The 22853-nt window shown below is 71.4% G+C and carries 23 protein-coding genes and 1 tRNA gene; 13 read left to right on the top strand and 11 right to left on the bottom strand.

Annotation, left to right across the window (positions count from 1 at the left end):
- Nucleotides 1-382 precede the first annotated feature (382 nt).
- Nucleotides 383-1720, top strand: coding sequence for a M28 family metallopeptidase (locus tag IE145_RS21225; protein WP_189527053.1), 1338 nt, complete (start codon nt 383-385; stop codon nt 1718-1720).
- A 69-nt stretch (nt 1721-1789) separates the two neighbouring features.
- On the opposite strand, the gene IE145_RS21230 is transcribed toward IE145_RS21225, so the two are convergent.
- Entirely contained in the window at nt 1790-3004 is a 1215-nt protein-coding gene (locus IE145_RS21230; protein WP_189527054.1) for an acyl-CoA dehydrogenase family protein, read from the bottom strand.
- A 4-nt stretch (nt 3005-3008) separates the two neighbouring features.
- Nucleotides 3009-4031, bottom strand: a complete 1023-nt coding sequence (locus tag IE145_RS21235) for a phosphotransferase family protein (protein ID WP_189527055.1) — start codon at nt 4029-4031, stop codon at nt 3009-3011.
- Nucleotides 4032-4185: 154 nt separating this feature from the next.
- Here IE145_RS21235 and IE145_RS21240 point away from each other — a divergent pair, with 154 nt between their 5' ends.
- Entirely contained in the window at nt 4186-5481 is a 1296-nt protein-coding gene (locus tag IE145_RS21240) for an enolase C-terminal domain-like protein (RefSeq protein ID WP_189527056.1), read from the top strand.
- Nucleotides 5482-5545: 64 nt separating this feature from the next.
- A complete protein-coding gene (locus IE145_RS21245) occupies nt 5546-6484 on the top strand; it encodes an NADP-dependent oxidoreductase (protein ID WP_189527057.1) in 939 nt (312 codons plus the stop codon).
- Nucleotides 6485-6732: 248 nt separating this feature from the next.
- Here the strand turns inward: IE145_RS21245 and IE145_RS21250 are convergent, their stop codons facing one another.
- From IE145_RS21250 to IE145_RS21260, 3 genes are all read right to left on the bottom strand, one after another.
- Nucleotides 6733-7047: a DUF202 domain-containing protein gene (locus tag IE145_RS21250; RefSeq protein ID WP_189527058.1), complete on the bottom strand. Its 315-nt coding sequence runs from the start codon at nt 7045-7047 to the stop codon at nt 6733-6735.
- Nucleotides 7044-7439, bottom strand: coding sequence for a YidH family protein (locus tag IE145_RS21255; protein WP_189527059.1), 396 nt, complete (start codon nt 7437-7439; stop codon nt 7044-7046). The genes IE145_RS21250 and IE145_RS21255 overlap by 4 nt, the downstream gene beginning before the upstream one ends.
- A 161-nt stretch (nt 7440-7600) precedes the next feature.
- Complete coding sequence (locus tag IE145_RS21260) at nt 7601-8122, bottom strand: NUDIX domain-containing protein (protein ID WP_189527060.1); 522 nt, start codon at nt 8120-8122, stop codon at nt 7601-7603.
- A 112-nt stretch (nt 8123-8234) separates the two neighbouring features.
- Between IE145_RS21260 and IE145_RS21265 the strand changes: the two genes are divergently transcribed.
- A complete protein-coding gene (locus IE145_RS21265; RefSeq protein ID WP_189527061.1) occupies nt 8235-9890 on the top strand; it encodes an FAD-binding dehydrogenase in 1656 nt (551 codons plus the stop codon).
- Between the two features lie 48 nt (nt 9891-9938).
- On the opposite strand, the gene IE145_RS21270 is transcribed toward IE145_RS21265, so the two are convergent.
- Nucleotides 9939-10364: an ASCH domain-containing protein gene (locus tag IE145_RS21270; protein WP_189527062.1), complete on the bottom strand. Its 426-nt coding sequence runs from the start codon at nt 10362-10364 to the stop codon at nt 9939-9941.
- Between the two features lie 204 nt (nt 10365-10568).
- Here IE145_RS21270 and IE145_RS21275 point away from each other — a divergent pair, with 204 nt between their 5' ends.
- Complete coding sequence (locus tag IE145_RS21275) at nt 10569-11540, top strand: hypothetical protein (protein ID WP_189527063.1); 972 nt, start codon at nt 10569-10571, stop codon at nt 11538-11540.
- A 95-nt stretch (nt 11541-11635) separates the two neighbouring features.
- Nucleotides 11636-13207, top strand: a complete 1572-nt coding sequence (locus IE145_RS21280; RefSeq protein WP_189527064.1) for an APC family permease — start codon at nt 11636-11638, stop codon at nt 13205-13207.
- A 123-nt stretch (nt 13208-13330) separates the two neighbouring features.
- On the opposite strand, the gene IE145_RS21285 is transcribed toward IE145_RS21280, so the two are convergent.
- Complete coding sequence (locus IE145_RS21285) at nt 13331-14728, bottom strand: GntP family permease (protein WP_189527065.1); 1398 nt, start codon at nt 14726-14728, stop codon at nt 13331-13333.
- 11 nt (nt 14729-14739) lie between these two features.
- Complete coding sequence (locus IE145_RS21290; protein WP_189527066.1) at nt 14740-15249, bottom strand: gluconokinase; 510 nt, start codon at nt 15247-15249, stop codon at nt 14740-14742.
- A 150-nt stretch (nt 15250-15399) separates the two neighbouring features.
- On the opposite strand from IE145_RS21290, the gene IE145_RS21295 reads away from it, so the two are divergent.
- The 3 genes from IE145_RS21295 (at nt 15400) to IE145_RS21305 (ending at nt 17886) form a co-directional block, all read left to right on the top strand.
- Entirely contained in the window at nt 15400-16101 is a 702-nt protein-coding gene (locus IE145_RS21295) for a FadR/GntR family transcriptional regulator (protein WP_189527067.1), read from the top strand.
- A gap of 70 nt (nt 16102-16171) precedes the next feature.
- Nucleotides 16172-17257 (top strand): S-(hydroxymethyl)mycothiol dehydrogenase, encoded by a 1086-nt coding sequence (locus IE145_RS21300; protein WP_189527068.1) that lies wholly within the window; start codon nt 16172-16174, stop codon nt 17255-17257.
- Nucleotides 17257-17886 carry an MBL fold metallo-hydrolase gene (locus tag IE145_RS21305; protein WP_189527069.1) on the top strand — a complete coding sequence of 210 codons (630 nt, stop codon included), beginning with the start codon at nt 17257-17259 and terminating at the stop codon, nt 17884-17886. Before IE145_RS21300 ends, IE145_RS21305 begins: the two co-directional genes overlap by 1 nt.
- A 12-nt stretch (nt 17887-17898) precedes the next feature.
- Here IE145_RS21305 and IE145_RS21310 read toward each other — a convergent pair whose 3' ends face one another.
- Nucleotides 17899-18837, bottom strand: coding sequence for a pseudouridine synthase (locus IE145_RS21310; protein ID WP_189527070.1), 939 nt, complete (start codon nt 18835-18837; stop codon nt 17899-17901).
- Nucleotides 18838-18899: 62 nt separating this feature from the next.
- Nucleotides 18900-18987 (bottom strand) — tRNA-Leu (locus IE145_RS21315).
- 182 nt (nt 18988-19169) lie between these two features.
- Between IE145_RS21315 and IE145_RS21320 the strand changes: the two genes are divergently transcribed.
- From IE145_RS21320 to IE145_RS33860, 3 genes are all read left to right on the top strand, one after another.
- Complete coding sequence (locus IE145_RS21320; RefSeq protein ID WP_069738889.1) at nt 19170-20501, top strand: M20/M25/M40 family metallo-hydrolase; 1332 nt, start codon at nt 19170-19172, stop codon at nt 20499-20501.
- A 164-nt stretch (nt 20502-20665) separates the two neighbouring features.
- Nucleotides 20666-20899, top strand: a complete 234-nt coding sequence (gene chpH / locus IE145_RS21325; protein WP_006123411.1) for a chaplin ChpH — start codon at nt 20666-20668, stop codon at nt 20897-20899.
- Nucleotides 20900-21039: 140 nt separating this feature from the next.
- Complete coding sequence (locus IE145_RS33860; protein ID WP_189527071.1) at nt 21040-21852, top strand: chaplin; 813 nt, start codon at nt 21040-21042, stop codon at nt 21850-21852.
- A 70-nt stretch (nt 21853-21922) separates the two neighbouring features.
- On the opposite strand, the gene IE145_RS21335 is transcribed toward IE145_RS33860, so the two are convergent.
- Nucleotides 21923-22111: a DUF5703 family protein gene (locus tag IE145_RS21335; protein ID WP_006123409.1), complete on the bottom strand. Its 189-nt coding sequence runs from the start codon at nt 22109-22111 to the stop codon at nt 21923-21925.
- A gap of 47 nt (nt 22112-22158) precedes the next feature.
- Between IE145_RS21335 and IE145_RS21340 the strand changes: the two genes are divergently transcribed.
- Complete coding sequence (locus IE145_RS21340; RefSeq protein WP_189527072.1) at nt 22159-22821, top strand: hypothetical protein; 663 nt, start codon at nt 22159-22161, stop codon at nt 22819-22821.
- Nucleotides 22822-22853 lie beyond the last annotated feature (32 nt).

Genomic DNA, 22853 nt, shown 5'->3' on the forward strand with positions numbered 1-22853 from the left:
GACGCACCATGACCAGGATCATCTCTCACCACCCGATCCCCTTTGAAGACGACCCCTAGGGCTCCCGGCACGCGGCCGATCCAGTGGCCCCCGCCCCGCCGGGCGCGGTGAATCCGGATGTGTGAGGTGTGTCCGGCCTCCTCGCGGGCGCGCCGGTGGGCACGGCGAGGGACCCGTCCGACAGGGGAGATCCGTCCGTCGGGGCAGACCCGTTCGTTAATAGAACGGACCTGTCCGGTTTCCGCTCTTGACGGAGCACCGTCATCTCCCTGAGCATCGGTCTCGCATTGCGCACAGCCAGCTCCAGGACCCGGCCGGGCACCGCGCGGCCGGGTACCCCCCGCACGTTCCGTCAGTCCCCAACGGAATCCGGAGCCCGTGAATGAGACCGAACCGCTTCACCCTGCGCAGATCCTCGGCGGCCGTCGCCGCCGTAGCCCTCTCCATAGCCCTCGGGGCCGGTGCCCCGGCCGTCCAGGCAGCAGGAGCGCCGACCGCCGGGGCGGCTGCCGCGGCAGCCCCCGACATCTCCCTGGCCAACGTCAAGGCCCACCTCTCGCAGCTCTCGACGATCGCCGCGAACAACGGCGGCAACCGCGCCCACGGCCGCCCCGGCTACAAGGCGTCCGTCGACTATGTGAAGGCCAAGCTGGACGCGGCCGGATACACCACCACGATCCAGCAGTTCACCTCCAACGGCGCCACCGGCTACAACCTGATAGCCGACTGGCCCGGCGGCGACCCGAACAAGGTCCTGATGGCCGGGGCCCACCTCGACTCGGTCTCCTCCGGCGCCGGGATCAACGACAACGGCTCCGGCTCGGCCGCCGTGCTGGAGACCGCGCTCGCCGTCTCCCGCGCCGGATACCAGCCCGACAAGCATCTGCGGTTCGCCTGGTGGGGCGCGGAGGAGCTGGGCCTCGTCGGCTCCCGGTACTACGTCAACAACCTGCCGTCCGCCGAGCGTTCCAAGCTCTCCGGCTATCTCAACTTCGACATGATCGGCTCGCCCAACGCCGGCTACTTCGTCTACGACGACGACCCGGTCATCGAGAAGACCTTCAAGGACTACTTCGCGGGCCTGAACGTCCCCACCGAGATCGAGGTCGAGGGCGACGGCCGGTCCGACCACGCCCCGTTCAAGAGCGCCGGCGTCCCCGTCGGCGGGCTCTTCACCGGCGCGAGCAACACCAAGTCCGCCGCCCAGGCCCAGAAGTGGGGCGGCACGGCGGGCCAGGCCTTCGACCGCTGCTACCACTCCTCCTGCGACAACCTGAGCAACGTCAACGACACCGCCCTGGACCGCAACAGCGACGCCGCCGCCCACGCCGTCTGGACCCTCTCCGCCGGCACCGGCGAACCGCCGACCGGCGGGGACGTGTTCAGCAACACCACCGACGTGGCCATCCCGGACGCCGGAGCGGCGGTGACCTCGTCCGTCGCGGTCAGCGGACGAACGGGCAACGCCCCGTCCGCACTTCAGGTCGGCGTCGACATCAAGCACACCTGGCGCGGCGACCTCGTCGTGGACCTGATCGCCCCGGACGGCAGCGCGTACCGGCTGAAGAACTCCAGCAGCGGCGACTCGGCCGACAACGTCATCACGACGTACACGGTCAACGCCTCCGGCGAGGTGGCCAACGGCACCTGGAAGCTCCGCGTCCAGGACGTCGCCCGGTACGACACCGGCTATGTCGACAGCTGGCAGCTCACCTTCTGATCATGCTGTCCGGGTAACGGCACGGCCCCCTCCCGACGAGCACCACGGGAGGGGGCCGCACCGCGTCCGTCACACGTACCGCTTGATCTCCCGCCGGGCCAGCGACCGCTGGTGCACCTCGTCGGGACCGTCCGCCAGCCGCAGCGTCCGCGCCGAGGCCCACAGCTCCGCCAGCGGGAAGTCCTGGCTCACCCCGCCCGCGCCGTACAACTGCACCGCGGAGTCCAGGATGTCCACCACCGCGCGCGGGGTGGCGATCTTGATGGCCTGGATCTCGGTGTGCGCGCCCTTGTTGCCCACGGTGTCCATCAGCCAGGCCGTCTTCAGCACCAGCAGCCGCAGCTGCTCCACCGTGACCCGGGCGTCCGCGATCCAGTTCTGCACGACGCCCTGCGCGGCCAGTGGCTTGCCGAACGCCGTACGCGCCACCGCCCGCCGGCACATCAGCTCGATGGCCCGCTCCGCCATCCCGATCAGCCGCATGCAGTGGTGGATCCGGCCCGGGCCCAGCCGCGCCTGGGCGATGGCGAAGCCGCCGCCCTCCTCGCCGATCAGGTTCGCCGCGGGCACCCGTACGTCGTGGAAGACCACCTCGGCGTGGCCGCCGTGGGAGTGGTCCTCGTACCCGTACACCCGCATCGCCCGCCGCACCTCGACGCCCGGGGTGTCGCGGGGGACCAGGATCATCGACTGCTGACGGCGGATGTCGGCGCCGTCCGGGTCGGTCTTGCCCATCACGATGAAGACCGCGCACTCCGGGTTCATCGCCCCGGAGATGTACCACTTCCGCCCGTTGATGACGTAGTCATCGCCATCGCGGATCATCCGCGTCTCGATGTTCGTCGCGTCCGATGACGCCACGTCCGGCTCCGTCATCGCGAACGCGGAGCGGATCTCCCCGGCGAGCAGCGGCTCCAGCCACTGCTTCTTCTGCGCCTCGGTCGCGAACTGGAACAGCACCTCCATGTTCCCGGTGTCCGGGGCCGCGCAGTTCGTCGCGGTCGGCGCGAGGTGCGGGGAGCGTCCGGTGATCTCCGCGAGCGGGGCGTACTGGAGGTTCGTCAGCCCGGCCCCGTACTCGGCGTCGGGCAGGAAGAGGTTCCACAGCCCCTGCCGCTTGGCCTCGGCCTTCAGCTCCCCGACGACCGCCGGGGTGTCCCACGGCGAGGCGAGCCGCGCCCGCTGCTCCTCGGCGACCTGCTCGGCCGGATACACGTGCTCGTCCATGAACGCGAGCAGCTTGCTCCGCAGCTCCTCGGTACGGGCGTCGAATGCGAAGTCCATGGGGTCAGCCTTCCTGGAGGGTGGTGAGGCCGTGCGCGATGAAGACGGGGACCAGCTCGCCGATCCGGTCGAAGCCCGCGCCGACGGTCTGGCCGAGGGTGTAGCGGTAGTGGATGCCCTCCAGGATCACGGCGAGCTTGAACCAGGCGAACGCGGTGTACCAGGAGATGGCGGAGGTGTCCCGGCCCGAGCGGGCCGCGTAGCGCTCGATCAGCTCGGCGGGGGCGGGGTGCCCGGCCGCCCCGCTGGTGGTGGAGACCGGCGACTGCGGCAGCCCGAGGTCGGAGCTGTACATCACGAGCAGCCCGAGGTCGGTCAGCGGATCGCCGAGGGTGGACATCTCCCAGTCGAGGACGGCCTTGATCCGGTCGTCGGAGCCGATCAGGACGTTGTCCAGGCGGTAGTCCCCGTGGACGACGGTGGGCGCGGGGGAGGAGGGCAGGGCGCGGCCGAGCGCGGCGTGCAGCTCGTCGATGCCGGCCAGGTCACGGTTGCGGGAGGCGTCCAACTGCTTGCCCCAGCGCCGCAACTGCCGGTCCAGGAAGCCCTCGGGCCGTCCGAAGTCCCCGAGCCCGACCGCCTCCGGGTCCACGGCGTGCAGATCGACCAGGGTGTCGACGAGTCCGAGGACCGCCGCCCGGGTGCGCTCGGGGCCCAGCGGGGCGAGCTGCTCGGCGGTGCGGTACGGGGTGCCCTCGACGTACTCCATCACGTAGAACGGCGCGCCGATCACCGAGTCGTCCTCGCAGAGCAGCAGCGGCTCCGGCACCGGGACGGCGGTCGGGTGCAGACCGCTGATCACCCGGTGCTCGCGCGTCATGTCGTGCGCGGTGGCCAGCACATGGCCGAGCGGAGGCCGGCGCACCACCCACTGTCCGGTCCCGTCGCCGACGACATACGTCAGGTTCGAGCGGCCGCCCTCGATGAGCCGCGCTTCGAGGGGTCCGCTCACCAGCCCCGGCCGCTCGCGGTCGAGGTGGCCGCGCAGCAGCTCCGGGTCGAGACCTGGTGGGGGGACTGAACTCATGGTGCGTACCTCCGGGCGACGGAACGAGGTCACGGGACGATCGGGAACCATGATGCCGACCAGTCGGTATGTCGTCCAGTGTCCTTCGGGATCTGCCGCCGCGGAAGTCGTCCGGACTCTGGCAGCGAAACGCATCCCTGAATACAGTTCACGTATGGATACAGCTCTGGTGATCGAAGACGTCCGGCTCACCCCGATCCTCGTGTCCGATCCACCCCTGCTGAACACGCAGGGCGTCCACCAGCCGTACACCCCGCGCCTGATCGTCGAGGTCGTCACCCGGGGCGGAGCCACCGGCGTGGGGGAGACGTACGGCGACGGCGCCTATCTGGAGCCCGCGCGTTCCCTCGCCGAAGCGCTCCCGGGCCGCGCGGTCACCGATCTGAACGGGCTGTTCGCCCTGGCCGACGAGGTGTGCGACGCGTCGCACACCGCCGCTGCCGACGACCGGGTGGACGCCGGAGGGCTGCGCGGGGTCAGGAACGCCGAGAAGATCCGGCTCTCGGTCGTCTCCGCCTTCGAAGTCGCCTGCCTGGACGCCCTCGGCAGGGCGCAGGGCCTGCCGGTGCACGCGCTGCTGGGTGGCAAGGTCCGCGACAGCGTCGAGTACAGCGCGTACCTCTTCTACCGCTGGGCCGACCACCCGGCCTCCGGCGAGCGCGACGGCTGGGGCGCGGCGCTCGACCCGGCCGGCGTGGTCGCCCAGGCCCGGCGCTTCGCCGGCACCTACGGCTTCGGCTCCTTCAAGCTCAAGGGCGGCGTCTTCGAGCCCGACCGGGAGATCGCCGCGATCCGCGCCCTGGCCGAAGCGTTCCCCGGCCGCCCGCTGCGCCTGGACCCGAACGGCGCATGGTCCGTCCCCACCTCGCTGTACGTCGCCGACCGGCTCAAGGACGTCCTCGAATACCTGGAGGATCCCACCAGCGGCACCGGCGACATGGCCGCCGTGGCCGCCGCCACCGATGTCCCGCTCGCCACCAACATGTGCGTCACCACCCTCGCCGAGGTCCCCGAGGCCATCGCCCGCGACGCCGTGCAGATCGTCCTGAGCGACCACCACTACTGGGGCGGACTGCACCGCACCCGGGAACTGGCGGCCATCTGCCGCACGTTCGGCGTCGGACTCTCCATGCACTCCAACACCCACCTCGGCATCAGCCTCGCCGCGATGACCCACGTCGCCGCCACGGTGCCCGGCCTCGCGTACGCCTGTGACAGCCACTACCCCTGGCAGACCGAGGACGTCATCACCGAGCGCCACACCTTCACCGGGGGACGGCTGCCGGTCTCCGACGCCCCCGGGCTCGGCGTCGAACTGGACCGCGACCGCCTCGCCGCCCTGCACCGCCGCTGGCTGGAGGACGACGGGACCCACCGTGAGCGCGACGACGCGGCGGCGATGCGCGTCGTCGACCCGGACTGGACGACGCCGACGGTCCCGCGCTGGTGAGGGCGGGGCCCACGGCCGTACCGCCTGAGTTGCGCCGACCCTGACCTGCGCGGAAGGTCGAGGGATGAAGGCGATCAGCTACAGCGCGTACGGCTCGGCCGACGTCATGGAGTACGGCGAGCGGCCCGACCCCAAGGTCGGCCCCGACAGCGTCCTGGTGAAGGTGCGGGCGGCAGCGGTGAACCCGGTCGACTGGAAGGCCCGCGAGGGCTATCTCCAAGGCGCCCTCGACGCCGTCTTCCCGGTGATCCCCGGCTGGGACGTATCCGGGGTCGTCGTGCAACCGGGCGTCGCCGTCGACGAGTTCGCGGTGGGTGACGAGGTCATCGGCTACGTACGCGAGGACTTCCTCTCCCGCGGTACGTTCGCCGAGTACGTCGCCGCGCCCGTGCGCACCCTCGCCCGCAAGCCCCTCAGCCTCAGCTTCGAGGAGTCGGCGGGCCTGCCGCTGGCCGGGCTGACCGCTTACCAGGTGCTCCACCGCACCCTGAAGGTCCGCGAGGGCGACACCGTCCTGGTCCACGCGGCGGCCGGGGGCGTCGGATCGCTCGCCGTCCAGATCGCCCGGCACACCGGCTGCCGGGTCGTCGGCACCGCGAGCCCCCGCAACCACGAGCACCTGCGGAGCCTGGGCGCGGAGCCCGTGGAGTACGGCGAGGGCCTCGTCGAACGACTGCGGGACCTGGTCCCCGAGGGCTTCGACGCCTCCTTCGACACGGTGGGCGGAGACGCCCTGAGAGCCTCCGCCGAGACCCTGGCCCCGGGCGGCCGGCTCGCCTCCATCGCGGACGACGAGGTCTTCTCCTACGGCGGCCGCTACGCGTTCGTGCGCCCGGACGCGGCGGACCTGGCCCAGGTCGCGGAGCTGGCCGAGCGGGGCATCGTCACCGTCCACGTGGACCGGGTGTTCCCGCTGGAGGAGGCGGCCGAGGCGTACCGGCTGAACCAGGAGGGGCGGACGCGCGGCAAGATCGTGGTCACGGTGGACTGGGAGGCTCCCTAGGCCCTGCCGTCAAACTGCCGTCTGCCGCGCGACGCCCGGCACGCACGCTCGCGGCGTTGCCCAAATGCCCTGGTAGCTCCGCTACAAGACCATTCAGGCGCCTTGCGATCGCACGCACCGGACGCCGCGCGGCCGCCCTCCGGGCGACGACGGCAGTTTGACGACAGAACCTAGGCCCTGCCGTCAGACTGCCGTTCGACGCCAGGACCTGGACACACCGCTGCAGCGACACCAGCCGGCCGAGCGGATCAGAACAGCATCGCCGCCGCGAACACCGCCAGCGCCACCGTGCACAGCGCCGCCGCCAGCGCCGCGCGCGGCGCGAACGGCACGGGCCGCGCCACCCCCAGCACGCTCACCCGGCGGTGGGCGACCAGCAAGAACCCCAGCCAGGCCAGCGCGCTCAGCGCCACCCCGACCAGCGCGGCCGGGGTCGCCCCGCTATGCAGCGCCTGCCGCCCCGCGAGCAGCGCTACCACCGTGGCGGTCAGCGTCGTGCGCCGCCAGGCCAGCCGCGTCCGCTCCGGCTGCAACCCCGGATCCCGGTCCGTCACCGCCGTCACACGCCCTCCCAGCCGAAGAGGACCACCACCACCATCGCCACGGCGACGACGGCGACGACCAGACCCAGCAGGGCCGGGAACCGGGACACCGGCAGGTCCTCGCCCCGCCGCATCGCCCGCTCGCACCGCACCCAGTGGTTGACCGCCCGCAGCGCGCAGAGCACCCCGGCGGCCAGCAGCCCGAGCGCGAGCCCGGCCCGGACGCCCCACACCAGCTCCGGCAGGAACTGATCGACGGCGAAACCCCCGCCGATCAGGGCCAGAGCTGTCCGGATCCAGGCGAGGAACGTCCGCTCGTTGGCCAGCGAGAACCGGTAGTCGGGGGTGTCCCCCTCTTCCCGGATCCGCTGCGGCGCGAACCACAGCCGTACACTCCGCGCGATCTTGTTCACACGGGAAACCCTAGGTCCTGTCGTCAACCTGCCGTCGTCGCCCGTGGGGCGGCCGCGTGCCGGGCGTCGCACGGCAGACAGCAGGTCGACGACAGGGCCCAGGCTGACGACAGGGCCCAGGCTGACGCCAGGGCCGAGCCGTGCGCGCGGCGCGGGCCCGGTCAGCCCGCCCGGTCAGCCCGCCGGAGCTCCCGCAGCCGCCGGTACGCCTCCAGACCGTCGGGCACCCAGGGCCACTCGCCGAGGCGCCGCTCCAGCTCGGCGTCGTCCAGGAACGCGTGCCAGGCGACCTCCTCCACCTGCGGCGAGACCGGCAGCTCGCACCGCACCTGATACACGGCCGACCACCAGGTGTGCTCGCCGTCGGCGTAGAGGAACCGGAACAGCGGTTCGGGCCGCGGCAGCCCCGGGACACCCAGCTCCTCCTCCGCCTCGCGCAGCGCCGCCTCCTCGTACGACTCGCCCGCGCCCACGACCCCGCCGACGAACATGTCGTAGTGCGAGGGGAAAACCAGCTTGGTGGCCGTACGCCGATGGACGAAGATCCGCCCCTCCGCGTCGCGCGCCTCGATGAACACGCAGCGGTGCCGCAGCCCCCGCGCGGTCGCCTCGCCGCGCGGGGCCTGCCCGATGACCTCGTCGTTCTCGTCGACGATGTCCAGAATCTCGTCAGAAGGCGTCATGCGTTTCATCCAACAGCAGTCGGACGGTTGACGTGGCAGCGGCCGGTATCCAAGATCTGACGCACGGGTAACTTGTCGCCCGGCCCCGCCCCTCCCCGACAGGATGGAACCCATGGCGTACGACGCTGATGTGATCGTGATCGGGGCAGGACTCGCCGGGCTCGTGGCCACCGCCGAACTGGTCGACGCCGGCCGTTCCGTGATCCTCCTCGACCAGGAGCCCGAGCAGTCCATCGGCGGCCAGGCGCACTGGTCCTTCGGCGGGCTCTTCCTCGTGGACTCGCCCGAACAGCGCCGGATGCGGATCAAGGACAGCCGGGAGCTGGCCCTCCAGGACTGGTTCGGCACGGCCGGCTTCGACCGCGAGGAGGAGGACCGCTGGCCGCGCAAGTGGGCGGAGGCGTACGTCGACTTCGCCGCCGGTGAGAAGCGCTCCTGGCTGCACCAGCAGGGGCTGCGGATCTTCCCGGTCGTCGGCTGGGCGGAGCGCGGCGGCTACGACGCGACCGGCCACGGCAACTCCGTTCCCCGCTTCCACATCACCTGGGGCACCGGCCCCGGCGTCGTCGCCCCCTTCGAACGCCGGGTCCGCGAGGGCGTCGCCAAGGGGCTCGTCCAGCTGCGGTTCCGCCACCGGGTCACCGGCCTCGCCCGCACGGCCGGGGAGCTCGACACGGTGAGTGGCGAGATCCTGGAGCCCAGCGGGGCGGAGCGCGGCACGGCGAGCAGCCGTGAGGTCACGGCCCCCTTCGAGCTGAAGGCCCAGGCGGTGATCGTCACCTCCGGCGGCATCGGCGGCAACCACGACCTGGTCCGCGCCCAGTGGCCCGAGCGGCTCGGCACCCCGCCGGAGAAGATGCTCTCCGGTGTCCCCGCGCACGTCGACGGCCTGATGCTCGGCATCGCCGAGAAGGCGGGCGCGCACCACATCAACCGCGACCGGATGTGGCACTACACCGAGGGCATCGAGAACTGGAACCCGATCTGGTCCAAGCACGGCATCCGGATCCTGCCCGGCCCCTCGTCCCTCTGGCTGGACGCACGCGGCAAGCGGCTGCCGGTCCCGCTCTTCCCCGGTTTCGACACGCTCGGCACCCTCGAACACATCATGGGCTCGGGCCACGGTTACACCTGGTTCGTGCTCAACCAGCGCATCATCGGCAAGGAGTTCGCCCTCTCCGGCTCCGAGCAGAATCCGGACCTGACCGGGAAGTCCGTCCGCGACGTGATCGGCCGGGCCCGGGCGGACGTGCCCGCACCGGTGAAGGCGTTCATGGACCACGGCGCGGACTTCGTCGTCGAGAAGGACCTCGACGCCCTGGTCCGGGGCATGAACGCGGTGACGGGCGACGGCCTGATCGACGCGGCCGAGCTGCGCCGCGAGATCACCGCCCGGGACCGCGAGATCGCCAACCCGTTCACCAAGGACCTCCAGGTCACCGCGATCCACGGGGCCCGCGCCTACCTGGGCGACCGCCTCATCCGCACCGCGAAACCGCACCGGATCCTGGACCCGGCGGCGGGCCCGCTGATCGCCGTCCGCCTCAACATCCTCACCCGCAAGTCCCTGGGCGGCCTGGAGACGGACCTGTCCTCCCGCGTCCTCACCGCCGAGGGCACCCCGCTCCCGGGCCTGTACGCGGCGGGCGAGGCGGCGGGCTTCGGCGGCGGCGGAGTCCACGGCTACCGCTCCCTGGAGGGCACGTTCCTGGGCGGCTGCATCTTCTCGGGCCGGGCGGCGGGCCGGGCGGCGGCCGCAGCGCTGTGAGCCCCTCCGGCGACCGAGGAGCGGGGCCCGGGGGCAGCTCCCCGGCGTTCACCCCAACCGCTCCACCACCCGAAACCGCTCCGCGACGATCATCGTCCCGTCGTCCACGGTGAACGACGGATCCCCCAACGCCTCCCGCATCTCCTCGCTGTGCCAGAACCGCTCGTGCCCCGCCCGCCACTGGGCCACCGACGTGTACCCCTCACCCTCGTCCAGCGCGTGCCGCAGATCCACGGCCCCCAGCGGCAGCACCCGTACCTCGGTCACCTCGACCACCGCCACCTCCCGCCCGTCCGAGTCGATCAGCGCGGAGCGCTCGCCCACGGGAGGCAACTCCTCCTGCTCCAGCTCGTACTCGCAGAGCAGCCCGGTGGTGGACACCTTCTCGCCGGAGAGGACCGCCGCCACCAACCGGTCGCGCAACGGCCCGGGGAAGGCGAGAAGGAAGGGGGCGAGGGGTTCACGAGGCTCCATGCACGCAGTGTGTCAGGCGTCACCTCCGCCCCGCCCGCCCCACCCGCACGCTGCGCCGATACCACCGACGGCTCGACCGGATCCAGCCAACTGGCCGAGAAGCCCGAGCTGTGGTCGGGCGGTGCCCCTTGACGTGGAGCGTTGCCTGCCGCTTTGCTGTGCGCGATCATCCGCTCGCACACCGCATCGAAGGAAGCCCGCGGCATGCCCCCGCCCCCGCCGCCCCTGGGTCGCTCCCGTCGCCGGGGCAGCCGCTCGGACCACGTCTTCGACCCGGCTCTCGACGACGGCGAACTCCGTGCCGTACGCAGCCGGTTCGTCCAGGGCAGATGGTCCGAGGCGCGCACGCTGCTGGTGGCCACCGGGCGGGACTGGGACCGCCGCGGCCATCGCGTACTCGCCCTCGCCGAGACCTCGTCCGCCGAGAACTGGGCCGGTGACTGGCTGCTCGTCGAACCCGAGAGCGCCGAGGCGGCCCTCCTCCTCGCCTGCGCCCGGGTCGTGCGCGCCCTGCGGCCCAAGGCCAGGGCGAACGAGGCCGCCCGCGCCCGGAAAGCCTGCCTGGCCGCCGCCCGCCTCACCCCCGACGACCCCACCCCTTGGCTCGCGCTGCTCCTGCTGAACCGGGGCCGCGACGACGGTGCGGACGAGACGGGCAGGCTCTTCGAGGAGGTGCGCTCCCGCCACCCCGACCACCACCACGCCCACCACGTGATGACCGGGCTGCTGGCCGAGAGCAAACCCGAGAGCGGTCACGACCCGCTCCACGAGGTGTACGACTTCGCCGCCTGGGCCGCCGAGTTGGCCCCCGCCGACTCCCCGCTCGCCGTCCTGCCGGTCGTCGCCCACGCCGAGCGCTACCGCGTCCTGGTCGCCGCCGGCATCGAGCCCGACGACCCGGCGCGCTCCGAGCACTGGTCCGGCCGCCGGTCCCGCCAGGTGATGAAGGCCGCCTTCGACTGGTGGCTGGAGTGGGAGCGCGACGACCACCCGCGCCACCGCCTCGACCTGAACTTCCTGGCGCACGCCAAGGTCTGCGAGGGCCGGCCCGCCGAGGCCGCCGCCCTCTTCCACCGCATCGGCGCCTGTGCCACCCCCGCGCCCTGGTCGTACTCGGGCCGGGACCCCCACGAGGCGTTCACCGCCGCGCGCACGTACGCGCTCGGCACCCCGTGAAGCACGGAAACTCAGCAGGCGCACGGCACGGAACACAGCACGAAGGGCACCACCACCCCACCACCCGGAACCACGAGAAGGGGACCCATCCCGCCATGTCGACCGGCAGTTCATTTTCCAGCGAGACCGGCACCACCAGGGGGCCGGCCGATACCGGCGGGATCAACACCTACAAGGGCGAGGAACGCGCCCTGCGCGCCGACCGGCTCGGCACCCCCGGCCTCCTGCTCTCGGTGGTCGCGGCCAGCGCCCCGCTGATGGTGGTCGCCGGGGTGATGCCCACGGTCTTCGGCGTCATGGGCATCGTCGGCCAGCCGCTGCTCTACATCATCCTGGGCGTCGTCCTGATGCTGTTCAGCGTCGGCTACGCGGAGATGAGCCGGCACGTCCACAACGCGGGGGCGTTCTACGCGTACATCGCCCGGGGGCTCGGCCCGACCGCCGGCGCCGGGGCGTCGCTCGTGGCGCTGGTGGCGTACAGCGCCATGCAGGTCGGCATCTACGGGATCCTCGGCTTCGAGGTCTCCGGCATCTTCGCCACGTACCTCGACATCGAGCTGGCGTGGTGGATACCCGCCCTGGTGTCGGCGGCCGTCGTCGGCGTCCTCGGCTGGCTGAAGATCGACCTCAACGCCAAGGTGCTCGGCGTCCTGCTGGTCATCGAGTGCGCCCTCGTCGTGATCTTCGACATCGCCGCCGTGGGCAAGCCGGGCCCCGAGGGCCTGTCGCTGCACGCCTTCAACCCCGAGACCCTCACCGGCGCCGGGCTCGGCACCGCGCTCTGCTTCTGCATCGCCGCGTTCGTCGGCTTCGAGCAGGCCCCGGTGTACGCGGAGGAGACCAGCCGTCCGCAGATTGTGGTCTCCCGTGTGATGTTCCTCGCGGTCGGCTACGCCGCGCTGTTCCTGGCCATCAGCTCATGGGCCCTGACCGTGGCCGCCGGACCCGGCTCCATCGCCGGCACCTCCCTCAAGGAGGGCCCCGGCATGCTGTTCGGCCTCACCGAGGAACGGCTCGGCTCCACCTTCACCGACGTGCTGCACATCCTCTTCGTCACCGGGATGTTCGCGGCGCTCCTCAGCTTCCACAACGTCGTGGCCCGCTACGCGTTCGCGATGGGCCGCGAGGGCCTGCTGCCCGCGAGCTTCGGCCGCACCAACCGGGCGAGCGGCGCCCCCGGCACCGGCTCGCTGCTCCAGTCGGCCGTCTCCGTCGTGATCATCGCGGCGTTCGCGTTCACCGACGACAACCCGGTCGGCGACCCCACCGCCCCCGTCCTGCGGCTGTTCACCTGGATGGGCAACGTCGGCGCGCTCGGCGTCATCCTGCTGATGGCCGCCGCCTCCTTCGCCGTCATCGCCTTCTTCGTCAAGCGCGGCACGGGCCGTGCGCAGGCCCCGCGCCTGGTCGCCTCAGCCCTCGCCGGACTCGCGCTCCTGACGATCGCCGTCTTCACCGTCCGCGACTTCGACGTCCTGGTCGGCTCCGGACCCGGCTCGGTCCTCGACCTGCTGCTGCCCGGCGTGATCATCCTCGCCCTCGTCGGCGGCCTGGTGTACGGGGCGGTGCTGCGCAAGGCCAAGCCTGAGGTGCACGCCCGGATCGGCCTCGGCAACGAGGCGTTCCAGCTGGAGAAGGCGGCCGAGAGCGAGTCGGCCCGCCGCTGACATCCCCGTACGCGAGACGCACGTACGCGAACCGCCCGTACGCGAGACGCCCGTACGCGAACCGCCCGCCCCGGTGACGTACCGGGGCGGGCGTTCGTCGTTCTCCGTGCCGTGCAGAACCGGCTACAGCAGCAGCGACAGCAGCAGGATGAACGCCATGGCCACCACGGAGATGATCGTCTCCATCACGGACCAGGTCTTCACCGTCTGCCCGACGTCCATGCCGAAGTACTCCTTCACCAGCCAGAACCCGGCGTCGTTCACATGGCTGAAGAAGAGCGAACCGGCGCCGACGGCCAGCACCAGCAGCGCCGCGTGCGAGGTCGACATATCGGCGGCCAGCGGGGCGACCAGACCGGCGGCCGAGATGGTGGCGACGGTGGCCGAGCCGGTGGCGAGGCGGATCGCGACGGCTATCAGCCAGCCCAGCAGCAGGGCGGGGATCGACCAGTTCTCGGAGAAGTTCAGGATCATCCGGCCCACCCCGGCGTCGATCAGCGTCTGCTTGAAGCCGCCGCCCGCGCCGACGATGAGCAGGATCCCGGCGATCGGGGCGAGGGACTTCTCCACGGTGCCGGCCAGCCGGTCCTTGGTGAACCCGGCGGCCCGGCCGAGGGTGAACATCCCGACCAGGACGGCCGCGAGCAGGGCGATCAGCGGCGAACCGATGACCATGGTGACCTTCTGGAGGCCGTTCTCCGGGTTGTCGACCACGATCTCGACGAGCGCGTTCAGCAGCATCAGGACGACCGGCAGCAGGATCGTCGCCAGGGTCGCGCCGAAGCTCGGACGGCGGTCCAGGTCCTCGGAGGGACGCTGCGGGATCATCTTCTCCGGCGGCTTGATGTCCACCCAGCGCGCGGCGTAGCGGGAGAAGACCGGACCGGCGATGATCACCGTCGGGATGGCGACCAGCACACCGAGCGCCAGCGTCACGCCGAGGTTGGCGTCCAGGGCGTCGATCGCGACCAGCGGACCGGGGTGCGGCGGGATCAGCCCGTGCATCACCGAGAGCCCGGCGAGCGCGGGGATCCCGATCCGCATCAGGGAGTAGTTGCCGCGCTTGGCGACGAGCAGCACGACCGGGATCATCAGCACGATCCCGACCTCGAAGAACAGCGGCAGCCCGATGATCGAGGCGATCAGGACCATCGCCCAGGGCATCGCCCGGCCGCTCGCCTTGGCGAGGATGGTGTCGACGACCTGATCGGCCCCGCCCGAGTCGGCGAGCAGCTTGCCGAGGATCGCGCCGAGCGCGATCAGGACGCCCACGCCCGCGACGGTCGAGCCGAGGCCCGCGGTGAAACTGGCGATCGTGTCGGCCGGGGCGGCTCCGGCGAAGGAGCCGAGCGCCAGCGAACCCATGGTCAGCGCCAGGAACGCGTGCATCTTGAGCTTGGTGATGAGGAGAACGATGACGGCGATGCCCGCCAGGACGGCGATGCCCAACTGAGCGTTGCCTGCCGAGGTGATCGGTTCGGCGGCGTCCGCTGCCAGCATCTCGACGCTGAGACTGGTCACGGTAATGGTCCTTAACTGTCGAGCCGGCGCAGCGCGGCGACGGCTCGCTGGGTGATTTCCTCGGGGGTGCCGGACACGTCGACACTCACCCCGGCCTCGTCGGCCTGGAGCGGCTGCAACGTCGCGAACTGCGAGTCGAGGAGCGCGGTGGGCATGAAATGGCCCTTGCGGTCCGCCATCCGCTCCTCGATCAGCGCGCGGTCACCGGTCAGGTGCAGGAAGACGGCGTCCGGCGCCCCGTCCCGCAGCCGGTCCCGGTAGACCCGCTTGAGCGCCGAGCTGGAGACGACCCCGCCGCGCCCGGCACGCCCGTGCGCCCACGCGCCGATGGCATCGAGCCAGGGCCACCGGTCGTCGTCGTCCAGGGGGGTGCCGGCCGACATCTTGGCGATGTTCGCCGGGGGATGGAAATCGTCGCCCTCGGCATACGGAACGCCGAGTTCGGCGGCGAGCAGGGGACCGATCGTGGTCTTGCCGGTTCCTGCCACGCCCATCACCACGACGACGTGGGGGGTGCTCATGCGGGGTGCGGTGTTCATGGGGGTGTCTCGCTGTCTTCTTCGACATCGGTCCGTCGCGCTACTGAAACCCATTAGGTACGACTTATTCAAGAGGCTGTGACGTAAACGTCGTACTTATTGCTCCCGGGGGTCTCCCCGTAGGCTTGACCCATGACCACACAGAGCCAGGGGCTGCATACACATGTGCTGGACACCCTGGGTCTGGAGATCTCCTCCGGCCAGTGCCCGCCCGGCAGCGTCCTGCGCACCGACGAGCTGGCCCAGCGCTTCGACGTCTCCCGCACGGTGATCCGCGAAGTGATCCGGGTCCTGGAATCGATGCACCTGGTCGAGTCCCGCCGCCGCGTCGGCGTGACGGTCCGCCCCACCGAGACGTGGAACGTGTACGACCCCCAGGTCATCCGCTGGCGCCTGGCCGGCGCCGACCGCCCCCGCCAGCTGCGCTCCCTCACCGTGCTGCGCTCCGCGATCGAACCGGTCGCGGCGTCCCTCGCCGCCCGCCACGCCACCGCCGAGCAGTGCGCCGAGCTCACCGAACGCGCCCTCGGCATGGTCGCCACCTCGCGCGGCCACCAGCTGGAGGGCTACCTCGAACACGACATCGCCTTCCACCGGATCGTCCTCAACGCCTCCGGCAACGAGATGTTCGCCCGCCTCGGGGACGTCGTCGCCGAGGTCCTCGCCGGCCGCACCCACCACCAGGTGATGTTCGAGGACCCCGACCCGGCCGCCGTCACCCTGCACGTCCGGCTCGCCGAGGCGGTCCGCGAGGGGGACCCGGAGGCCGCCGAGCGGATCACCAAGGAAATCGCGGTGGGCGCCCTGCACGAACTGGACGTCCTCGCTCCGTAGCCGGCCCGCCAAGGCGTACGGTGGTCCGCGATCGATCTTCGCGAAGCGCGGGAGCAGGGAGAGCAGGGTTATGGCACAGCAGGTGCAAGCGGTCATCGCACCGGGCAAGGACGAGCCGGTCAGGGTCGAGACGATCGTGATCCCGGACCCCGGCCCCGGCGAGGCCGTCGTGAAGATCCAGGCGTGCGGCGTCTGCCACACCGACCTGCACTACAAGCAGGGCGGCATCAACGACGAGTTCCCCTTCCTGCTCGGCCACGAGGCCGCCGGTGTCGTGGAGTCGGTCGGCGAGGGCGTCACGGACGTCGCCCCCGGCGACTTCGTCATCCTCAACTGGCGTGCCGTGTGCGGCCAGTGCCGGGCCTGTCTGCGCGGCCGCCCCTGGTACTGCTTCAACACCCACAACGCCGAGCAGAAGATGACGCTGCTCGACGGCACCGAGCTGTCGCCCGCCCTCGGCATCGGCGCGTTCGCCGAGAAGACCCTCGTCGCCTCCGGCCAGTGCACCAAGGTCGACCCCGAGGTCGCCCCGGAGGTCGCCGGGCTCCTCGGCTGCGGCGTCATGGCGGGCATCGGCGCCGCCATCAACACCGGCCAGGTCGGCCGCGGCGACTCGGTCGCCGTCATCGGCTGCGGCGGCGTCGGCGACGCGGCCGTCGCCGGAGCCCGCCTCGCCGGCGCGGCGAAGATCATCGCGGTCGACATCGACGACCGCAAGCTGGAGACGGCGAAGAAGATGGGCGCCACCCACACCGTCAACTCCCGCACCAACGACCCCGTCGAGGCGATCCGCGCCCTCACCGACGGCAACGGCGCCGACGTCGTCATCGAGGCCGTCGGCCGCCCGGAGACCTACGAACAGGCCTTCTACGCCCGCGACCTCGCCGGAACGGTCGTCCTCGTCGGCGTCCCCACCCCCGACATGAAGCTCGAACTGCCGCTCCTGGACGTCTTCGGCCGCGGCGGCTCCCTCAAGTCCTCCTGGTACGGCGACTGCCTGCCCTCCCGCGACTTCCCGATGCTCGTCGACCTCCACCAGCAGGGCCGCATCGACCTCGCCGCCTTCGTCACCGAGACCATCGGACTCGGCGACATCGAGCAGGCCTTCGCCCGCATGCACGACGGCGACGTCCTCCGCTCGGTGGTGGTCTTCTGATGACCGCCCGCATCGACCACCTGGTCACCTCCGGCACCTTCGCCCTCGACGGCGGCGAGTGGGATGTCGACAACAACGTCTGGATCGTCGGCGACGACACCGAGGCGATCGTCATCGACGCCGCCCACGACGCCGCCGCCATCGAGACCGCGCTCGCCGGCCGTACGCTGCGCGCCATCGTCTGCACCCACGCGCACAACGACCACATCGACGCCGCCCCGGCCCTCGCGGAAGCCACCGGCGCCCCGGTCCTGCTCCACCCGGACGACCTCCCGCTCTGGCAGCAGACCCACCCGGACCGCGCCCCCGACGGCACCCTCACCGACGGCCAGGAAATCACCGTGGCCGACACCACGCTGACGGTCCTGCACACCCCGGGCCACGCCCCCGGCGCGGTCTGCCTGTACGCCCCGGAGCTGGGCACCGTCTTCACCGGCGACACCCTCTTCCAGGGCGGGCCCGGCGCCACCGGCCGGTCCTTCTCGTCGTTCCCCACGATCATCGACTCGATCCGGGACCGGCTGCTCACCCTCCCCGGCGACACGGCGGTCCGCACCGGCCACGGCGACCCCACCACCATCGGCGCGGAGGCCCCGCAGCTCGACGAGTGGGTCAAGCGCGGCCACTGACCGCCGGGTACGTCACCCCTCCGGCCAGGCGGAGAGCCGCAGCGCACTCGCGAAGCGACGCGGCTCCCCGCCGACCGGATCGGTGAACTCCAATACCCGCGCCAGCAGTTGCAGGGGCCGGTCGCCATCCTCGGCCGCCTCGTCCGGCTCCACCACCGGATACAGCGGATCGTGGACGATCGGCAGCCCCAGGGCGTTCATATGGACCCGCAGCTGATGCGTCCGCCCGGTGGCGGGCACCAGCCGGTAGCGTCCCAGCGCACCCCGGTGTTCCACCAGCTCCACGTAACTCTCGCTGTTCGCCTCGCCCGGCTCCTCCCGGGCGGCGAGCACCCCGCGATCCTTGACGATCCGGCTGCGTACGGTCCGGGGGAGTGCCACGCCGGGGTCGTACGGGGCCACCGCCTCGTACTCCTTCCGCACCCGCCGGTCCCGGAACAGCGTCTGGTACGCCCCCCGGTCCTGAGGCCGCACCACGAACAGCACCAGCCCCGCCGTCAGCCGGTCCAGCCGGTGCGCGGGCTGAAGGGCGGGCAGATCCAGCTCCCGCCGCAGCCGGGCCACGGCGGTCTCGGTGATGTGCCGCCCCCGGGGCGTCGTCGCCAGGAAGTGCGGTTTGTCCGCGACCACGATCCGCTCGTCCCGGTACACCACCCCGACCGGGAAGGGCACCGGCACCTCGGCCGCGAAGTCCCGGTGGAACCAGAGATACCGCCCGGCGGCGTACGGCTCCGAGCCCCGCACGGCGGCTCCGTCGGCCCCCACGAACCGCCCGGCGTCCAGCATTCCGGCCACCCGGTCCGCCCCGATCGCCCCACCGAAGCGGTCGGCCAGATGCTCCCCGACGGACGCCCACCGCCCCTCGGGGTCCTCCGGAAGCCGCACCCGCACGGCATCGATCCCGTCCCGCTGGGGAAGAGGGGAGACGGGTGGCTTCCTGCGGCCCCGCATTGCCGCCCCTCTCCGTGATCGCCCGGTGACGCAAAAGAGCCCCACCGAAGTGGGGCTCCTGCTGGTGTCCGAGGGGGGACTTGAACCCCCACGCCCGATAAAGGGCACTAGCACCTCAAGCTAGCGCGTCTGCCATTCCGCCACCCGGACAAGGTGTCTGTCTCGCGGGCCGTGCCCGTTCCGACGTGGAAAACCATAGCAAACATTTGAGGGTGCTCGATCACGCCCCGATGGCGGTGAACGGTGCGTGACGGGGGTGTGCGGCCTTGGGCGTACGCCGCGGGCGCGGGAGGATGAGAAGGAGCACCACAGCGACAGTGGAGGGAACCAGCGTGAGCGAGAGCAGCACGGGCAAGGCCGGCACCGGCAAGGCCGAGCAGGAGGTCGTCGACCTCTGTCGGGACCTGATCCGGATCGACACCAGCAACTACGGCGACCACTCGGGCCCCGGTGAGCGGCTCGCCGCCGAGTACGTCGCGGAGAAGCTCGCGGAGGTCGGCCTGGAGCCGCAGATCTTCGAGTCGCACAAGGGGCGGGCCTCCACCGTCGCCCGGATCGAGGGCGAGGACCCCTCCCGCCCGGCGCTCCTCATCCACGGGCACACCGATGTCGTCCCGGCCAACGCGGCGGACTGGACGCACGACCCGTTCTCCGGGGAGATCGCGGACGGCTGTGTCTGGGGCCGGGGCGCGGTCGACATGAAGGACATGGACGCGATGACCCTCGCGGTCGTCCGGGAGCGGATGCGCAGCGGCCGCAAGCCCCCGCGCGACATCGTGCTCGCCTTCCTGGCCGACGAGGAGGCGGGCGGCACGTACGGGGCCCGCTATCTCGTGGACAACCACCCGGGCCTCTTCGAGGGCGTCACCGAGGCGATCAGCGAGGTCGGCGGCTTCTCCTTCACCGTCAACGAGAACCTGCGTCTGTATCTGGTGGAGACCGCCCAGAAGGGCATGCACTGGATGAAGCTGACCGTGGACGGCACCGCCGGACACGGCTCGATGATCCACCGGGACAACGCCATCACCGAGCTGTCCGAGGCGGTCGGCCGGCTGGGCCGGCACAAGTTCCCGGTGCGGGTCACCAAGACCCTGCGGCACTTCCTGGACGAGCTCTCGGACGCGCTCGGCACCGAGCTGGACCCGGAGAACATGGACGAGACGCTCGCCAAGCTCGGCGGCATCGCCAAGCTCATCGGCGCCTCCCTCCAGAACACCGCCAACCCCACCCAGCTCGGCGCCGGCTACAAGGTCAACGTCATCCCGGGCCAGGCGACCGCCCATGTCGACGGCCGGTATCTGCCGGGGTACGAGGAGGAGTTCCTCGCCGACCTGGACCGGATCCTCGGCCCCAACGTCCGGCGCGAGGACGTGCACGCGGACAAGGCCCTGGAGACCACGTTCGACGGGGCGCTGGTCGACGCCATGCAGACCGCGCTGGTCGCCGAGGACCCGATCGCCCGGGCCGTGCCGTACATGCTCTCGGCCGGCACCGACGCCAAGTCCTTCGACGACCTGGGCATCCGGGGCTTCGGCTTCGCCCCGCTGAAGCTGCCGCCGGAGCTGGACTTCGCCGGGATGTTCCACGGCGTCGACGAGCGGGTCCCGGTCGACGGGCTCCAGTTCGGCGTGCGGGTGCTCGACCGCTTCATCGACCACTCCTGACCGGTCCATGACCGATTCATCATCGGGTCACCGCTGATTCGGTCACCCGTGCGGACATGTCCGAACGGGTGAAACGAGCTGTTTACACGTAGCCCCGCGAATTCCCCCTCGTTACAAGGTTTGCGGTCCGCGGCTGGGACCGCATTTTCCAACTAGGAGGAATCATGATCAAGAAGGTCGTCGCAGTTGCGGCTGCCACCGGTGGACTCGTTCTCGCGGGTGCGGGCATGGCTTCCGCCGACGCGGGCGCCCAGGGTGCGGCCATCGGCAGCCCCGGCGTGCTCTCCGGCAACGTCGTCCAGGTTCCGGTCCACGTGCCGGTCAACGTGTGCGGCAACACGGTCTCCGTGATCGGTCTGCTGAACCCCGCCTTCGGCAACACCTGCGTCAACGCCTGATCGTTGAACGTCAACCCGTAAGGGTTTGAGCTCGACCGGTCCCGGAGTGCACCCCATGCACTCCGGGACCGTTCGGCATTCGGCTCCCGCACGGTCATGTCCGGGGGTATTTCGGAAGCCAGAAGGCAGGAAACGAACCTATGCGACAGGTCACTCGTAAAGGCCTGATCACCATGGCGGCTGCGGGCGGAGTGCTCGCGCTGAGCGGTGGATACGCCCACGCCGACTCCGGAGCGGCGAGCACCGCCTCCGGCTCGCCGGGCGTGCTGTCCGGCAACTCGGTCCAGGTGCCGATCGAGATCCCCGTCAACGTCTGCGGAAACTCCGTCAGCGTCGGCGGACTGCTCAACCCGGCCAGTGGAAACGACTGCGGAAACGGATCAGCAGGATCCGACCGGTCCGCGCACTCCGACCGATCGGCGTCCGACCGGTCCGGCGGCGCCCAGGACCGCTCGGTCCCCGGCGGCTCCGGGAACGGCGCCCAGGCCGGTGACACCACGGCCTCGGACCGTACCTCCGAGCCCGGCACGGGCCGTCACCGGGCCCCGGGCGGCGGCGCCACCGCCGAAGGGACCGCCCAGGGCTCGCCCGGCATCCTCTCCGGCAACTCGGTCCAGGCGCCGATCGACATCCCCGTGAACCTCTGCGGGAACAGCGTCACCATCGGCGGACTGCTGAACCCCGTCTTCGGCAACAGCTGCTCCAACGACGCCGAGGTTCCGCCCCCGCCGCCCGAGCAGCCGGAGAAGCCCCCGGTCACGCCCGAGAAGCCGGTCGACCCGCCGGTCAGCCAGCCGCCCGAGCCGAACGCCCCCGAGACCCGGAACGTTCCCCGCGAGCAGCTCGCACAGACCGGTGGTGACGGACTCGAACTGCTCATCCCGGCCAGCGCCGGACTGCTGCTCGCCGGCGCCGGATCGGTGCTCTACCGCCGCTCGCGCAGCGCCGCCTGATCCTGGCGCGCCCAGCACGGCTCCCCCCACGCAAGAGAGCGGGCCCCGCCACCGCGGGGCCCGCTCCGTGTCACCAGGTCGCCCGCAGCTGACGGATGATCCGTCGACGCAGCCGCACCCTGCGGCTGCCGTCCCTGCGGAGCGTCAGGCGGTCCAGCTCCCAGTGTCCGTACTCGGCGTGGTCGGTCAGGAGTCGGGCCGCATCCTTGCGGGAGACCCCGCGCGGCACGTACACGTCGATGAATTCGTATTCCGGCATCGCATCTATTGTGCGGGCAGAGCCCCGCTACGGATAGCGTCTGCACTATGTCTGATGCTGCGCAGCCCACCGCTGCCGAGGTACGTGCCGCCGCCGAAGCGGTCAAAGCCGCGATCGACCGTCACCTCGACGCGGTCGAACGCCGTACCGGGGACGACGACCCCGCCGTCTACGACGCGTTCAACGCCCTGGCCGCTGCCGCCGAGGTCTACGACGAACTCCTCTACGACCGCTACGACGAAGTCACCCCCTTCGAGATCCCCGGCGCGGACGACTCCCTGCCGCCCTACGCCGGTCCCGCGGAGCCCAGCGCGCTCAGTGTCCTGATCCGCCGCGACTACGTGGTCGCGGAGCCACCGCGCCTCCTCGCCCAGGCCCAGCGCCTCGCCGACGTCGACGCCGGTCCGGGCGCCGAGGACACGACCCCGGTCGTCGGCACCAGCGTCCACGCCGCGCTCGGTGTGCTCTTCGGCGAGTACGAACCGGACGAGATCGCCTCCCGGCACAAGGAGTTCGGCCTGGAGGAGGGGGACTCCACCCTCTGGGTCTCGGCCGGGGAAGCGGCACCGGAGCCGGGGGAGTGGCTCGGCGCCCCCTTCGAGGACGCCGACCCCGCACGGGTGGTCTGCCGTTTCGACGTCAGCGCGGTCTTCGACGAGGAGGACGACGCGGACGAGGACTTCGCCGGTCCGGCGGTGAGCGGTTCCTGATCCTTCTCCTTCACCGCTTTCCGCACCGGACG

Source organism: Streptomyces sindenensis (genome assembly GCF_014649035.1).
GTDB lineage: Bacteria > Actinomycetota > Actinomycetes > Streptomycetales > Streptomycetaceae > Streptomyces > Streptomyces sindenensis.